This window comes from Serratia sp. AR11, from assembly GCF_056376275.1.
On sequence record NZ_CM150739.1, the window covers coordinates 2643263 to 2657051 of the forward strand.

At 57.0% G+C, this 13789-nt stretch carries 14 protein-coding genes; 9 read left to right on the forward strand and 5 right to left on the reverse strand.

Annotation, left to right across the window (positions count from 1 at the left end; all coding sequences use genetic code 11):
• Positions 1-2: 2 nt before the first annotated feature.
• The 3 genes from ACSOSI_RS12585 to ACSOSI_RS12595 all read right to left on the reverse strand — a co-directional run bounded on the left by ACSOSI_RS12585 (position 3) and on the right by ACSOSI_RS12595 (position 1933).
• The gene (locus ACSOSI_RS12585; protein WP_476707192.1) at positions 3-1223 is read right to left on the reverse strand and encodes a multidrug efflux MFS transporter; all 1221 of its coding nucleotides are present in this window, start codon (positions 1221-1223) and stop codon (positions 3-5) included.
• A gap of 121 nt (positions 1224-1344) precedes the next feature.
• Positions 1345-1677 carry a type II toxin-antitoxin system RelE/ParE family toxin gene (locus ACSOSI_RS12590; RefSeq protein WP_112362704.1) on the reverse strand — a complete coding sequence of 111 codons (333 nt, stop codon included), beginning with the start codon at positions 1675-1677 and terminating at the stop codon, positions 1345-1347.
• Positions 1678-1699: 22 nt separating this feature from the next.
• On the reverse strand, positions 1700-1933 hold the full coding sequence (locus ACSOSI_RS12595) for a type II toxin-antitoxin system Phd/YefM family antitoxin (protein WP_012145071.1): 234 nt from the start codon (positions 1931-1933) through the stop codon (positions 1700-1702).
• A 131-nt stretch (positions 1934-2064) separates the two neighbouring features.
• On the opposite strand from ACSOSI_RS12595, the gene ACSOSI_RS12600 reads away from it, so the two are divergent.
• From ACSOSI_RS12600 to ACSOSI_RS12635, 8 genes are all read left to right on the forward strand, one after another.
• Positions 2065-2928, forward strand: coding sequence for a GNAT family N-acetyltransferase (locus tag ACSOSI_RS12600; RefSeq protein WP_419245718.1), 864 nt, complete (start codon positions 2065-2067; stop codon positions 2926-2928).
• Positions 2929-3174: 246 nt separating this feature from the next.
• Positions 3175-4047, forward strand: coding sequence for a MurR/RpiR family transcriptional regulator (locus tag ACSOSI_RS12605; RefSeq protein WP_112362702.1), 873 nt, complete (start codon positions 3175-3177; stop codon positions 4045-4047).
• A gap of 29 nt (positions 4048-4076) precedes the next feature.
• Entirely contained in the window at positions 4077-4640 is a 564-nt protein-coding gene (gene ddpX / locus ACSOSI_RS12610; RefSeq protein ID WP_115184712.1) for a D-alanyl-D-alanine dipeptidase, read from the forward strand.
• Positions 4641-4675: 35 nt separating this feature from the next.
• Positions 4676-6226: an ABC transporter substrate-binding protein gene (locus ACSOSI_RS12615; protein ID WP_476707193.1), complete on the forward strand. Its 1551-nt coding sequence runs from the start codon at positions 4676-4678 to the stop codon at positions 6224-6226.
• Between the two features lie 48 nt (positions 6227-6274).
• The gene (locus ACSOSI_RS12620; protein WP_012145076.1) at positions 6275-7291 is read left to right on the forward strand and encodes an ABC transporter permease; all 1017 of its coding nucleotides are present in this window, start codon (positions 6275-6277) and stop codon (positions 7289-7291) included.
• Between the two features lie 5 nt (positions 7292-7296).
• Positions 7297-8184: a D,D-dipeptide ABC transporter permease gene (ddpC, locus tag ACSOSI_RS12625; RefSeq protein WP_012145077.1), complete on the forward strand. Its 888-nt coding sequence runs from the start codon at positions 7297-7299 to the stop codon at positions 8182-8184.
• The gene (locus ACSOSI_RS12630; RefSeq protein ID WP_012145078.1) at positions 8184-9188 is read left to right on the forward strand and encodes an ABC transporter ATP-binding protein; all 1005 of its coding nucleotides are present in this window, start codon (positions 8184-8186) and stop codon (positions 9186-9188) included. Before ddpC ends, ACSOSI_RS12630 begins: the two co-directional genes overlap by 1 nt.
• Positions 9178-10125 carry an oligopeptide/dipeptide ABC transporter ATP-binding protein gene (locus ACSOSI_RS12635; RefSeq protein WP_476707194.1) on the forward strand — a complete coding sequence of 316 codons (948 nt, stop codon included), beginning with the start codon at positions 9178-9180 and terminating at the stop codon, positions 10123-10125. The genes ACSOSI_RS12630 and ACSOSI_RS12635 overlap by 11 nt, the downstream gene beginning before the upstream one ends.
• Positions 10126-10137: 12 nt before the next feature.
• On the opposite strand, the gene lpxA is transcribed toward ACSOSI_RS12635, so the two are convergent.
• Positions 10138-10926 (reverse strand): acyl-ACP--UDP-N-acetylglucosamine O-acyltransferase, encoded by a 789-nt coding sequence (gene lpxA, locus ACSOSI_RS12640; RefSeq protein ID WP_261407972.1) that lies wholly within the window; start codon positions 10924-10926, stop codon positions 10138-10140.
• A gap of 297 nt (positions 10927-11223) precedes the next feature.
• Positions 11224-11505: a YjcB family protein gene (locus ACSOSI_RS12645; RefSeq protein WP_012145083.1), complete on the reverse strand. Its 282-nt coding sequence runs from the start codon at positions 11503-11505 to the stop codon at positions 11224-11226.
• Positions 11506-11788: 283 nt separating this feature from the next.
• Between ACSOSI_RS12645 and mrdA the strand changes: the two genes are divergently transcribed.
• Positions 11789-13714, forward strand: a complete 1926-nt coding sequence (mrdA, locus tag ACSOSI_RS12650; protein ID WP_476707195.1) for a penicillin-binding protein 2 — start codon at positions 11789-11791, stop codon at positions 13712-13714.
• Positions 13715-13789: the final 75 nt, after the last annotated feature.

Below are 13789 nucleotides of genomic sequence, written 5' to 3' on the forward strand. Positions count from 1 at the left end.
AATCAACGCTCTCCCTCTTGGCCGGAGGGAGAGGACTTCGCTTCGACCTTGTTAAACTGGCTGCGCAGTTGCAGGCAGTTAATCAGCACCAGCACCGCCGTGACCACAAACACCCAGCGGAAGCCCATCAGCGCCGAAACGCCAGAACCAATCAGCGGACCCACCACGTTACCGAGATACATAAACGACTGGTTATAGCCGAAGATGCGTCCGGTGACCTGATCGGAAGAGTACTTCAGCAGCAGCGTCTGCACGGCAGGCATCAAGGCACCATCGGCAAACCCCAACAGAAAACGCAGGATCCCCAACTGGAGCGGCGTTTCCACCCAGGCCATGATGGCAAATAGCACCGTAGTCAATCCCAATGCGGCCAACAAAATGCGTGCGGTGCCGATACGGTCGCCAAGCCGGCCGAGACGCGGGGCAGACATCAATGCGGCAACGCCAGGAACGGCGGCGATCATGCCGCTAATAAAGGCCAGATTGCCACTATCACCGGACAAATCCTTGATAAACAGCGTCAGTATCGGACTGATCGATGAGTTGGCCAATTGGATCATCAGAGTGCTGACAAACAAGGTCACAATCAGCGCCGGATAGGGCAGCGACTGGAATACCGCTTTACCGCTTAATCGATCGGCTTTTTTTACCTCGATATGGCGTTCTTTTATCAGGAGCAGGGTAATCAGGAAACTGACAAACATCAGCACGGCGGTGACGAAGAACACCACGCGCAGCCCCAGATGGTCGGCCATCAGGCCACCCAATAGTGGGCCAACGATCACCCCGGTCACCGGGCCGGTAGACAAAGTGCCCAAAGCCCAGCCGCTTTTATCACGCGGTACCTGCGAAGCGACCAACGCCATGGCATTGGGGATATAGCCGGAGGTCAGCCCCATCAAGGCACGCAGTGCAAACAGCTGGTAAACGTTGGTGACCATGCCTTGCAGCGCAATCACGACCGCCATCCCCAGCGAAGCACGCAACAGCATGAGCTTGCGGCCCTTGCGGTCAGCCAGGCTGCCCCACAGCGGTGATACCAGCGCTGAGACCAAAAAAGTGCCGCTGAACACCAGTCCGGACCAGATACTCAGCGACTGGTGGCCACTGACGCCGAGCTGTTCGACGTACAGCGGTAGAAAAGGCAGGATTTGGCTCATCGCCAGCCCGGTAAAGAAACAGCCGAGCCAGACCGAGATCAGATTGAGTTTCCACGCTTCCATCAGCTTGTCGTACCACTTTGAATTGGGAGGAGTTTATTGAGCAGAGTAATAATAACACCGGTTATCAGGTGTTGCTGGGCGAAATCGGTGAACAAACGTAAAAGGTGCCGGGCGGTGGGGCTTAGGGGGCTATCAGTCGATTAAATAATATTTGCTGAATATCCTGCTTTTGTGCAAGAAAAGCGTGCACGGTAATGAGTGAATCTTCGAGCGAATAGATGACGCGATAACCATTTACCGTATTACATTCACGGTATTTATCGCAGCCAATCTTTAAAAGTTCAGGGCATATCTGACAACCGGTTGAGAACTGACTTACCCTTGCTTCAAACGCGGTGATGATCTCGCCCACGACAGGCATCGGAGGGACATTATTGGCTTTAAGATGACGGATAATCTCGACCAGGGTGCTTTTTGCCGTTGCGGTATACTCAATATCAAGCTGTTCCTTCATGCGACATCTCCTTTTTACCGCATTAGTTATCTATATCAGCCAGTAACTGGTCGCGGGTATAAACCTTCCCTTCTTTTTTGTCTTTTTCAGACAGCGTTAGCAATTTAAGCAAGGCAATAGCGTCATCCCGTTGTTTGCGCTCTTCATAAGACTCGATCACATAAGCCGGTGTGCCATTTTGCGTAACCAAAATAGGTTCAGACAAATCGAGCGCGGCGGCGTGTTTCTTTACATAGCTAATGGTTTCAACTTTCATACTGCTCTCCTCGCTGAACGAATGTGTCAAATTTAGTCCATATTAAGACCATAAGCAATGTGCCAGACACAACCGAATTTGCTACTTTGTGACAGGGCGATTTTCGCCGCTAAATGAATCAGGAGGTAAAGGTGCCCCAGGAAAAACCGAGCATTATTCTGCGCCCAATGATCGACACGGATCTTCTGGCCGCGTTCGAACTGTCGCAACAGATACAGTGGCCCCACCGGCTGGAGGATTGGCAGCAGGCGTGGTCGTTGGGTGCCGGTGTGATAGCCGAGGCCGAAGGGCAGGTGGTGGGCTGTGCGCTGCGCTGGCTGTGGGGTGAACAGCGTGCCACGCTGGGGTTGGTGATTGTTGCCGAGCAGCAGCGCGGGCAAGGTATCGCCAGGGCCATGTTGCAGCAGCTGATGGCACCATTGACGCCTTATCAGATTCATTTGGTAGCGACTGAACAGGGAAAACCGCTGTATCGGCAATTGGGGTTTATCGAACAAGGGACGTTGGCGCAACATCAATGCCGGGAGTTGCCAATGCGCAATGCCCAGCCTTTACCGGAAGGTTTACTCCTGCGCCCGGCATTAGCATCGGATATTGCCTTACTGAGTGAGCTGGATTTTGCCGCCAGTGGCCTGCGACGTCAGCCATTGTTGGCGGAGATACTGGCAAGCGCCGAGCAGGCGCTGGTGCTGGAACGCCACGGGATGGCCGTCGGTTTTGCTTTGCGCCGTCGTTTTGGCCATGGCAGCATGATCGGCCCGGTGGTGGCGCCTGAACTTGCCGACGCGGTTATCCTGATTGATGCCTTATGCCACCCCTGCAGCGGCCAGTTCGTGCGGGTAGATACGCCGCTGACCACTGGTCTTGGCGAATGGCTGAACCAGCGCGGCCTGCCTTGCGTGGATACGCCCACCATCATGGTTCGTGGTACACCTCATAGACCGGATTGCCATCTTGCACAGACTTTTGCACTGGTTTCGCAAGCCTGGTCATAAAATTGAAATTAAGGGTTCACGGCGGTGCATTGCCAGATGCATTGCCCAATTGTTGTGCAATAGTTATCAACTGATGACTATGTTGTAACCGCATGCGCTACCGTTTCTGCAGCGCCATACGCCGCCATGCGATAATTTTCCCCCAGCAGTTCGCCATTGGCACGGGCCATGCATTGTCATCATCAGTCTTTGTTACCTGAGTAACAAAGGGTGGCGTAATGACAACTCAACAACAACGGGCGAACTATGGCTGAGCATCCAGATGTGATCGCACAAATAGAAGCGTCATTTGCGGTACAGACCCCGACCGGGAAACGTATCGCCGGATATCTGCTGGCCAACTTGGCGCAGGTACCGTTTGAAACGGCAGACAGCATCGCCCGCAGCACCGCCACCAGCGGCATCTCTGTGGGACGGTACCTGCGTAGTCTGGGTTACCGCAATCTTGACGATTTGAAACGCACGCTGCGTGAACAGGGGACGGCGCTGTATCAGCCCTGGGGCGTGACCGACCGCCTGGGCGCTTATCGCCAACGGCGCGAACAGCCACAGCCGCAAAAACTGCGCCAGTCGTTAACGCTGGAGCTGGAGGCTGTCGAGCATGTTTACCAATTGGCCGGCGGTGATGCCTTTGCCCAGGTCAGCCGACAGTTGGCGCAGGCGGAAGCGGTGTTCGTGGTCGGTATTCAATCCACGCGCGGCATCGCCAACGCCTTCTACAGCCATCTGGAATATCTGCGGCCCAAAGTCTATTACGCCGACGGACTGTCCGGCACCTATGTGGAATCACTCAATTCGGAATTCAGCGCGCCTTATCTGGTGCTGACCGACACCCGCGCCTATTCCACTATCGCCCAAAAATATTGTCAGGCCGCCTGTGCGCGCGGGCTGCGGCTGGCGCTGATCACCGATATTTACTGCCCGTGGGCAAGGGATTACCCGATTGATCTGCTGCAGGTGAAAACCGACACCGGCCAGTTTTGGGACTCACTGGCACCGCTGAGCTGTCTGTTCAATCTGCTGCTGTCTTCGGTGCTGGAACAGGGCGGCGCGGCGGTGGAGCAACGGCTGGCCAATAACCGCATGCTGCAAAAAGAGCTGGGGCAATTTGAATCTTAATCACTATTTAATCACTATGGGAAAACGCAATGAGTGACAATGTAACGTTAGTCGATTTGGCCGAAGCCTTTCCCGAGTTGCCTATCGACTTGAAATACGCCAGCGCCGACAACCTGACCGGCCGGGCGATTTATCTTGAGAGTCGCTGCCTGCTGCATCCCGACGCGGTGCAGGGATTAGGGCGCTGTTTGCTGGCGGCGCGGCTGGCCGGTTTTTCCTTGCTGGTGTTCGACGCTTATCGGCCACAGCAGGCGCAGGCATTGTTGTGGCAGGCGTGTCCGGATCCGCAATATGTCACCAGCACGCTAACCGGTTCGCACCACAGCCGGGGCGTGGCGATTGACGTGACGCTGCTGGATGCCGCCGGTGTGGCGCTGGACATGGGCACCGCCTTTGATGAGATGAGCGAAAGATCCCACCCGTTTTACCCTGACTTCCCTCCGGAGGTGCAGCGCAACCGGCTGCTGCTGAATGCGGTGATGGCCGCCGGAGGTTTTCGCGCTATCGCCAGCGAATGGTGGCATTTTGAGCTGCCCAACGCGGGCGAGTATCCGCTTTTGGCCGATCGCTTCGGCTGTTTTTCTTACGATTAAAACAACACACATTCAACGCATCAGGAGCTTTGTTTATGAATCAGATCAAATACGCCGCTCTGGCGGCTGCAGTGACGTTGGGCATGGCGGTAATGGGGCAGGCGCAGGCCGCTGTACCCAAAGACATGCTGGTGATTGGCAAGGCGGCCGACCCGCAAACGCTGGATCCGGCGGTGACCATAGATAACAACGACTGGACGGTGACCTATCCGGCCTACCAACGACTGGTGCAGTACAAAACCGAGGGCGGCAAAGGCTCGACTCAGGTGGAGGGCGAGCTGGCAGAAAGCTGGACGGCTTCTGACGATCAGCTGGTGTGGACCTTTAAGCTCAAACCCGGCAACAAGTTTGATGACGGTACGGATGTTAATGCCGAGGCGGTGAGGTGGTCGTTCGAACGCCTGATGAAAATTGGTCAGGGGCCTTCCGAAGCTTTCCCGAAAGACTTGCAGGTGACGGCAGTGGATCCGCTAACCGTGCGGTTCACCCTGAAAACCCCGTTTGCACCGTTCCTGTACACCCTGGCCAACGACGGGGCCGGTATTGTTAACCCGGCCATCGCCAAGGCTAATCCGGCGGACGAAGGTAAAGCCTGGCTGGCGAACCACAGCGCCGGTTCCGGCCCGTACAAATTGGACCGTTGGCAAAAAGGCCAGCAGTTGGTGCTGGTACCGAATCCGCATTACAGCGGTGCCAAACCGGCCTTTAAGCGGGTAACGGTGAAAATCATCGGCGAAAGCGCCACCCGTCGTTTGCAACTGACCCGTGGTGACCTGGATATTGCCGAATCCTTGCCGATCGACCAGCTTACGGCGTTGAAGAGCGAAAACAAGGTGGCGGTCAATGAGTATCCGTCGCTGCGGGTGACCTACTTATATCTCAACAACGGCAAAGCGCCGCTGAATCAGGTTGATCTGCGCCGCGCCATTTCCTACGCGGTGGATTACCAGGGCATGGTGAAGGGCATTCTCGGCGGCAACGGCAAACAGATGCGTGGCCCGATCCCGGAAGGCATGTGGGGATACGACGCCACCGCGCAGCAATATAGCCAGAATGCGGACAAGGCCAAAGCAGCACTGGCGGCGGTGAAGGACAAACCGGCTTCGCTCAATTTCCTGTATTCGGTAAGCGACCCCAACTGGGAGGCGATAGCGCTGTCGGTACAGGCCAGCCTGGCGACGGTGGGCATCAACGTCAAGCTGGAGAAACTGGCCAACGCCACCATGCGTGACCGTATCGGCCAGGGTAACTACGACATCGCCATCGGCAACTGGAGCCCGGACTTCGCCGACCCCTACATGTTCATGAACTACTGGTTCGAATCCGACAAGAAAGGACTACCGGGCAACCGTTCGTTCTACAGCGATCCGCAGGTGGACGCGCTGCTGAAGAAAGCGGTAGCGGTGTCCGATCAGCAGGTGCGTACTGCCGATTACCAGGCGGCGCAGAAAATTGTCATCGACCAGGCGGCTTATGTTTATCTGTTCCAGAAAAACTATCAGGTGGCGATGAACAAAGAGGTGAAGGGCTTTGTATATAACCCGATGCTGGAGCAGGTGTTCAACGTTGGGCAGATGAGCAAGTAATCTTCTTCGGGCAGCCTTTTGGCTGCCCCTGCACCATGGGAAATCGCTATGAACGTTTGGAGCCTTATCCGTCAGCGTTGCTGGGGGTTGGTGCTGGTGATGTTCGGGGTGTGCGTTATCACCTTTACCATTTCTCACCTGATCCCCGGCGATCCGGCGCGGTTACTGGCCGGTGACCGCGCCAGCGAAGAAATTGTCCAGCATATTCGCCAGCAGCTGGGGTTGGATCAGCCGTTATATGTGCAATTTGGCCGCTACGTGCTGGATCTGTTGCATGGCGATCTGGGAACTTCCATTCGCACCGGGCGACCGGTACTGGAAGATCTACGTGCCTTCTTTCCCGCCACGCTGGAACTGGCTTTTTGCGCCTTGTTGCTGGCAATCGCGCTGGGCGTGCCGCTCGGCGTGGTATCGGCGGTTTATCGCAATAAATGGCCCGATCATCTGGTGCGGTTACTGTCGGTGACCGGTATCTCCACCCCGGCATTCTGGCTGGGGCTGGGCGTCATTATCCTTTTTTACGGCCAACTCAATCTGTTACCCGGCGGCGGCAGGCTGGACGACTGGCTGGATCCACCGACCCATATCACCGGCTTCTACCTGCTCGATTCCCTGTTGACCGGCAATGGCGAAGCCTTCTGGAACAGCCTGCAGCACCTGATTTTGCCGGCGCTGACCCTGGCCTTTGTTCACCTCGGGGTGGTGGCGCGGCAAATTCGATCGGCGATGCTGGAACAGTTGGGAGAAGACTACATCCGCACTGCGCGCGCCAACGGCCTTTCGCATTGGCGCGTGGTGCTCGGGCATGCGCTGCCCAACGCCCTGATCCCTTCAGTGACGGTGTTGGGGCTGGCGCTGGGGGATTTACTGTATGGCGCGGTACTGACCGAAACGGTATTCGCCTGGCCGGGTATGGGGGCCTATGTGGTGGACTCCATTCAGGCGCTGGACTTCCCGGCAGTAATGGGGTTTGCCGTGGTGGTGTCCTTCGCCTACGTGATGGTGAATTTGATCGTCGATCTGCTTTATCTGTGGATCGACCCGCGAATGGGGCGCGAGGGATAATGACAATGACTCAAATCGAACAACCGCCGGCGGCGCAACCGGCCTTGCGTTTTGTCAGCCTGCGCCGTGCCTGGTACCGCGTGCGGCGTAGCCCGCTGACGCTGCTGGGTGCCGCCATCATGATTGCCGTACTGTTCCTGATGCTGTTCTCGCCGTGGCTGGTACCGCACAACCCGGATGCGATTGATCTTACCGCACGGCTGCTGCCGCCTTCGGCAGAACACTGGTTCGGTACCGATGAAGTAGGCCGCGATCTGTTCAGCCGGGTACTGGTCGGCAGCCGTCAGTCGGTGGCCGCCGGGCTGGCGGTGGTGGTGCTGGCGGGGGGCATTGGCTCGCTGCTTGGCTGCTTCTCCGGCGTGATGGGCGGCACGGTGGATGCGCTGATTATGCGCTGCATGGATATTATGCTGTCGGTGCCTTCGCTGGTGCTGACCATGGCGCTGGCGGCGGCGCTCGGCCCCAGCCTGTTCAATGCCATGTTGGCTATCGCGGTGGTGCGCATTCCGTTTTATGTGCGGCTGGCGCGTGGCCAAACCTTAACGCTACGCCATCAGGCTTATATGCAGGCAGCACGCACCTTTGGTGCCTCGCGTTGGCACCTGATCGGTTGGCATGTGCTGCGTAACGTAATGCCGCCGTTGGTGGTGCAGGCGTCGCTGGATATTGGCACGGCGATCCTGATGGCGGCCACGCTGGGCTTTATCGGCCTGGGTGCCCAACAGCCGACCGCCGAGTGGGGGGCGATGGTGGCCAACGGGCGCAACTATGTGCTCGACCAGTGGTGGTATTCGGCCTTTCCCGGTACGGCGATCCTGATCACCGCCACCGGCTTTAACCTGTTCGGCGACGGTCTGCGCGACCTGCTGGATCCTAAAACCCGGGGGCGCTGATGAGTGAAGTTACCGTTTTATCTATCGAAGAGCTGCAACTGGAATTCCCGGTCTACGGCGGCAGCGTCAAGGCACTTAACCGCGTTTCGCTGCAGGTTAAGGCCGGCGAAATTGTCGGCGTGGTGGGTGAGTCAGGTTCCGGCAAGTCGGTGACGGCGATGATGACCCTGCGACTGCTGGCGGAGGACGGCTACAGCGTGACCGGCGGAGCGCTGCAGATGCTGGGCACCGACGTCCTCAATGCCAGTGAGCGGCAAATGCGTCAATTGCGCGGCGCGCGGGTATCGATGATTTTCCAGGAACCGATGAGCGCACTGAATCCGACGCGCAAGATTGGTCGCCAGATGTGTGAAGTGATCCGCCTGCATCAGCGGCTCTCGGCTCGGGCAGCGCGTGACAAGGCAATTCAACTTTTACAGGAGATGCAAATTGCCGACGCGGAACGCGTGATGGAACGTTATCCGTTCGAGCTGTCCGGCGGTATGCGTCAGCGGGTGTTGATCGCCATGGCGTTTTCCTGCGAGCCGGAGCTGATTATCGCCGATGAACCGACCACCGCGCTGGACGTAACGGTGCAGCGCCAGGTGCTGAGGTTGTTGCAACAAAAAGCGCGTGCCAGCGGCACGGCGGTGCTGTTTATCACCCATGATATGGCGGTGGTATCGCAGCTTTGCGACCGGGTGTATGTGATGTACGCCGGGCACGTGATTGAAAGTGGTACTACAGAGCGGGTGATCGAACACCCAAGCCACCCGTATTCCATTGGGCTGTTACTGGCGGCACCGGAACGCGCCGAGCCGCGCAGCCTGCTGCGGGCCATTCCCGGCACGGTGCCTAATTTGAGTGCGCTGCCGCCGGGCTGCGCCTTCAGCAACCGTTGCAGCCACGCCGACGGCCAGTGCCGACAAACACCGCCGCTAATGCCCTTAGCCGCAGAACCGGCCCAGCGGGTGGCCTGCTGGCATCCGCAGTCTATTGATTTGGAGGTGCGAAATGAACCTTGAAGCGCTGCTGGAACTGCGCGACGTGCGGCTACGCTTTCCCGCCAGTTATAACTGGCGTGGCAAGCCGCGTGAGTATGTCCACGCGCTCAACGGGGTGGATCTCAACATCATGCGCGGGGAAACCCTGGGTATCGTTGGCGAATCCGGCTGCGGCAAGAGTACGCTGGCGCAGTTGCTGATGGGATTGTTGAAACCGAGTAGCGGTGAGCTGCTGCGGGCGCGCAACGATGGATCCTGGTTTGGCAGTGGTATGCAGATGGTGTTTCAGGATCCGCAGTCGTCGCTCGATCCCCGCCTGCCGGTGTGGCGCATTATTACTGAACCGGTGTACGTGCAGCAGCATACCAGCGTGGTGCAGCGGCGGGCACAGGCGGCGGAACTGGCGCAACAGGTCGGCCTGCGGCCAGAGGCGATTGACCGCTTGCCACACGAGTTTTCCGGCGGACAGCGGCAGCGTATCTCCATTGCTCGTGCGCTATCTTCGCAACCGGATATCATTGTGTTGGATGAACCGACCTCGGCGCTGGATATCTCGGTGCAGGCGCAGATCCTCAATTTATTGGTGGAATTGCAGCGCCAACGCAATCTGACCTATGTGCTGATTTCGCATAACGTCTCGGTGATTCAGCACATGAGTGACCGTGTCGCCGTGATGTATCTGGGGCAAATTGTGGAACTGGGCCCGACCGCGCAGGTACTGAGTCAGCCGCAGCATCCCTATACCCGGTTGCTGCTGGATTCGGTGCCTCGCGCAGGGCGCTCATTGACCGACAGCACGATTGAAGATCGCAAGGGCGAACTGCCGGGCAACCGCCAGTTGCCGCAGGGGTGTTTCTTCCGCGAACGTTGCCCTTATGCCGGAGAAGGCTGCCAACTACCGCAAAACTTGCGGGTTAATCTGGGTGGCTCAGCGGTGCGTTGCCATAAGGTGGCATAGCGGCCACGTTGCTCAGCGGATAATGCCGCGCGTCGAGCGCGTGAAGAAGTCGAGGAACAGGCTCAGCAGCGGGTATTCCACGCTGAGGTGAGTCACTTCCTGCCGAACCTCCTCCAGCGGCATCGCCCGGTGGTAGAGCATGTCATACAGCGAGTGAATCACCCGTTGCTGTTGCGGATCGGCGGCCAGAAAAGCCGGTGCAGCCAGATGCAGACCATCAGGTTTGGCGCGATGACCGCCAGCCTGCACAAAGGGAGGCAGGTCCTGCACCAGAAGGGTGGCGTCGGCTAATCGCGCATGGGCACCGATAATGCAAAACTGATGTACCGCGCACCGAACGCCGACCCAGACGGCATCGCCTAATTCAACATGACCCGCCAGGCCGCTGTGATCGCCAAGGTAAGCGCCGTCACCGATGATGCAGTCATGGGCAACATGCACATTGTCGCGCAGGTCGTTGTCATGACCGATGACGGTGCGTTGGCAGCCTTGCAGCGTACCGCGATGCAGGGTGGCGTATTTGCCGATGCGATTGCGATCGCCAATGGTCAGCGTGGTCGGCTCACCGGCATATTTCAGATCCTGGCTGGCTTCGCCGATCGAGGAAAACTGACCGATAACATTGTCGCGGCCGATGCGCGTCAGGCCATTAATCACCGTGTGCGAGGCGATAGTGGTGCCTTCACCTATCTCAACCCCGGCGGAAATGAAGCAAAAAGGGCCGATACTCACGCGGGCACCGATAATCACGCCTGGCTCAATCACGCTGTTGTCGGCAATACGGGCAGAAGCAGAAATCATGACGCATCCTGATGGCGGCGCATGGCTATCCATCAGCCAGGCCAGTCATCGGTTAAGTATTAAGCCGGATTCTGGATTAATTAAGGGGGGAACAGGAAAGGTGAGCAGGAAGTTTGCCTTCCCGTCAGTGTGACAAGGTTGTCTGGGGCCAGCATAAGCCGGTATGCGTTTCAGACGGCTACTTTATATTTTATTTATTTTATGAACCTTTGGGTAATAACGGGATGTTACCACCGACGTTCAAACGCAAGAAAGACGACAGGCAAAACGCGTCACGCCTTGCCTCTCCATTCTGGCTCAGGGCAGTGGCCAGTCGGTGGGGGTGTTGCTGACCACTTCGACATACATATCCCAGGCGTGGGACCAGAACTGCGTAAAGCCTTCCTGGCTGAAACTGATGCCCATCAGGCCCATGACGAACCAGCAGGTGGTGAACAGCCCCAGGCTGCTGAACATAAATGCCATGCCGTTGCGGCTGGTCTTGCGGCAAACGACGTTTAGCTGGCTGGACATAAACATCATAACGGCGCTCAGTAACTCCCAGCGCATCATGATAAAACCTGTGGCAATGGCACTCATCGAACATGGTCCTTGGAAAAAGCCGCAGTCGGCGGGGGGCCGTGCGGGCAAAAATGAATTAGTGTGATCTGCGTCACATTGTAGCCCGGCATAAATCACGGCTCAATCCCTGAGCGGCAGAAAAATCGGCATTTGGTAACATTCCAACATGCTGAAACATTTATGCCATTTCATTAGCAACCTTTTAATGGGGAGCCTTTGCCAATAACGCTATGCTTGCCGACTTTTCACTGCCCTGATTTATCTTGGGAAATTGTGACGTCTGACAGGTAACTCGCCACGCATGGCCCTATTAAAAGATAAAATTCGTGACCATTCCGCAGAGGAAATGCTGTTTATTCGCCGTGCCGGCGTGGCAATGGTGCTGGTCGTCGCCTGTTTTGGCGTGCTGGTCGCCAACCTGTATCGATTACAGGTCAAACAGCATGGGTTCTACCAAACTCGCTCCAATCAGAACGACATTAAAATGGTGCCGATTGCCCCGAGTCGTGGGCTGATCTTCGACCGCAATGGCACCCCGCTGGTGCGTAATATTACGCTGTACCAAATCCAGATCATTCCCAGCAAAATCGAAAACATGACCGCGTTGCTGCAAGAGCTGACGCCGATTGTCGATCTGACCCCGGAAGATATCACCGCCTTTCGCGATGATATGCACCATAACGGTCGCTACAAGCCGGTGACGCTGAAAAGCGGGCTGACCGAGACCGAGGTGGCGCGCTTTGCGGTCAATCAGTACCGCTTTGATGGGGTAACCATCGATACCTACCAGCAACGGGAATATCCGTACGGTGCCGAACTGGCCCACGTGGTGGGTTACGTGTCGAAAATCAATGATAGTGACTTGAAGCGGCTGGATAAAGCCGGTCTGAGTGAGAACTATGCCGCCGACCACAATATCGGCAAGCAGGGCATTGAGGCTTATTACGAGTCTGAACTGCACGGCACCACCGGCTATCAGGAAGTGGAGGTGGATAACCACGGCCGGGTGATACGTCTGCTGAAGGAGCAGCCGCCGCAGGCGGGCAAAAACATTTACCTGACGCTCGATCTGCCGCTGCAGCAATATATCGAATCGGTGCTCAAAGGGCAGCGAGCGGCAGTGGTGGTTGAAGACCCGCGTGACGGCGGTATTCTGGCGATGGTTTCCAGCCCCAGCTACGATCCCAATCCTTTCGTGAAGGGCATCAGTTACTCCGCCTATAAATCTCTGTTGGCTAACCCCGATTTGCCGCTGATAAACCGCGTAACCCAGGGGCTGTACCCACCGGCATCCACAGTGAAACCCTACATGGCGACCTCTGCACTGTTCGCCGGGGTGATCACCCCCAATACCACCTTCTTTGGCGCACCGACCTGGACGTTGCCGGGTACCCAGCGTCGCTATCGCGATTGGTTAAAAAGCGGCCATGGGATGCTGAACGTGACCAAGGCGATTGAAGAGTCCGCCGATACCTTCTTCTATCAGGTGGCCTATGAAATGGGCATTGACCGCATTCATAGCTGGCTGAGCAAGTTTGGTTACGGCCAGGCTACCGGAATTGACCTTAACGAAGAATATCGCGGTGTCTTGCCAAGCCGCGAATGGAAGCAGCGGGTGCATAAAAAAACCTGGTACCAGGGGGACACTATCTCGGTGGGCATCGGCCAGGGTTATTGGGTCGCCACGCCAATCCAGATGGTGAAGGCACTCACCACGCTTATCAATAACGGCAAGGTGAAGACGCCTCATCTGTTGTATTCCATGCGTCAGGGGCGCCAGGTGAACCTCTATCAACCGCCGAAGCAGGCCGCGCAGATTGGCGATGCCAAATCGCCGTATTGGGGCATTGTGCGCAACGGCATGTATGGCATGGCCAACCTGCCAAACGGGACCGGCTACAAGCTGTTCCACACCGCGCCGTACCAAATTGCCGCCAAGTCCGGGACTTCGCAGGTGTTTGGGCTGAAAGAGAATCAGACCTATAACGCCAAAATGATCCCGGTGCGGCTGCGTGACCATATCTTCTATACGCTGTTTGCCCCCTATAAAAATCCACGGGTGGCGATGGCGCTGATTCTGGAAAACGGTGGTGGCGACGGTGTGGTGGCAGGGCCGACCGCGCGGGCGATCCTCGACCATATATTTGACCCGGCCAACGCCCCGCAGCCTGAACAAGGGCAGGAAGTTAAACCGGAGTTAAACGACAGCGCGGATGTGCAACAGTAAACGCGTTTGTTTTTACTTTCTTACAAACTGCAATCTTCTAAAGATTTTCGTCAGGTTAGACTGAAATCATTACAT

Excerpts from the sequence above, each read along its gene's own strand:
- ACSOSI_RS12585 (WP_476707192.1), bottom strand. The coding sequence starts at position 1,223 with ATGGAAGCGTGGAAACTCAATCTGATCTCGGTCTGGCTCGGCTGTTTC.
- ACSOSI_RS12590 (WP_112362704.1), bottom strand. The coding sequence starts at position 1,677 with ATGAAGGAACAGCTTGATATTGAGTATACCGCAACGGCAAAAAGCACC.
- ACSOSI_RS12595 (WP_012145071.1), bottom strand. The coding sequence starts at position 1,933 with ATGAAAGTTGAAACCATTAGCTATGTAAAGAAACACGCCGCCGCGCTC.
- ACSOSI_RS12605 (WP_112362702.1), top strand. The coding sequence starts at position 3,175 with ATGGCTGAGCATCCAGATGTGATCGCACAAATAGAAGCGTCATTTGCG.
- ddpX (WP_115184712.1), top strand. The coding sequence starts at position 4,077 with ATGAGTGACAATGTAACGTTAGTCGATTTGGCCGAAGCCTTTCCCGAG.
- ACSOSI_RS12615 (WP_476707193.1), top strand. The coding sequence starts at position 4,676 with ATGAATCAGATCAAATACGCCGCTCTGGCGGCTGCAGTGACGTTGGGC.
- ACSOSI_RS12620 (WP_012145076.1), top strand. The coding sequence starts at position 6,275 with ATGAACGTTTGGAGCCTTATCCGTCAGCGTTGCTGGGGGTTGGTGCTG.
- ddpC (WP_012145077.1), top strand. The coding sequence starts at position 7,297 with ATGACTCAAATCGAACAACCGCCGGCGGCGCAACCGGCCTTGCGTTTT.
- ACSOSI_RS12630 (WP_012145078.1), top strand. The coding sequence starts at position 8,184 with ATGAGTGAAGTTACCGTTTTATCTATCGAAGAGCTGCAACTGGAATTC.
- ACSOSI_RS12635 (WP_476707194.1), top strand. The coding sequence starts at position 9,178 with ATGAACCTTGAAGCGCTGCTGGAACTGCGCGACGTGCGGCTACGCTTT.
- lpxA (WP_261407972.1), bottom strand. The coding sequence starts at position 10,926 with ATGATTTCTGCTTCTGCCCGTATTGCCGACAACAGCGTGATTGAGCCA.
- ACSOSI_RS12645 (WP_012145083.1), bottom strand. The coding sequence starts at position 11,505 with ATGAGTGCCATTGCCACAGGTTTTATCATGATGCGCTGGGAGTTACTG.
- mrdA (WP_476707195.1), top strand. The coding sequence starts at position 11,789 with ATGGCCCTATTAAAAGATAAAATTCGTGACCATTCCGCAGAGGAAATG.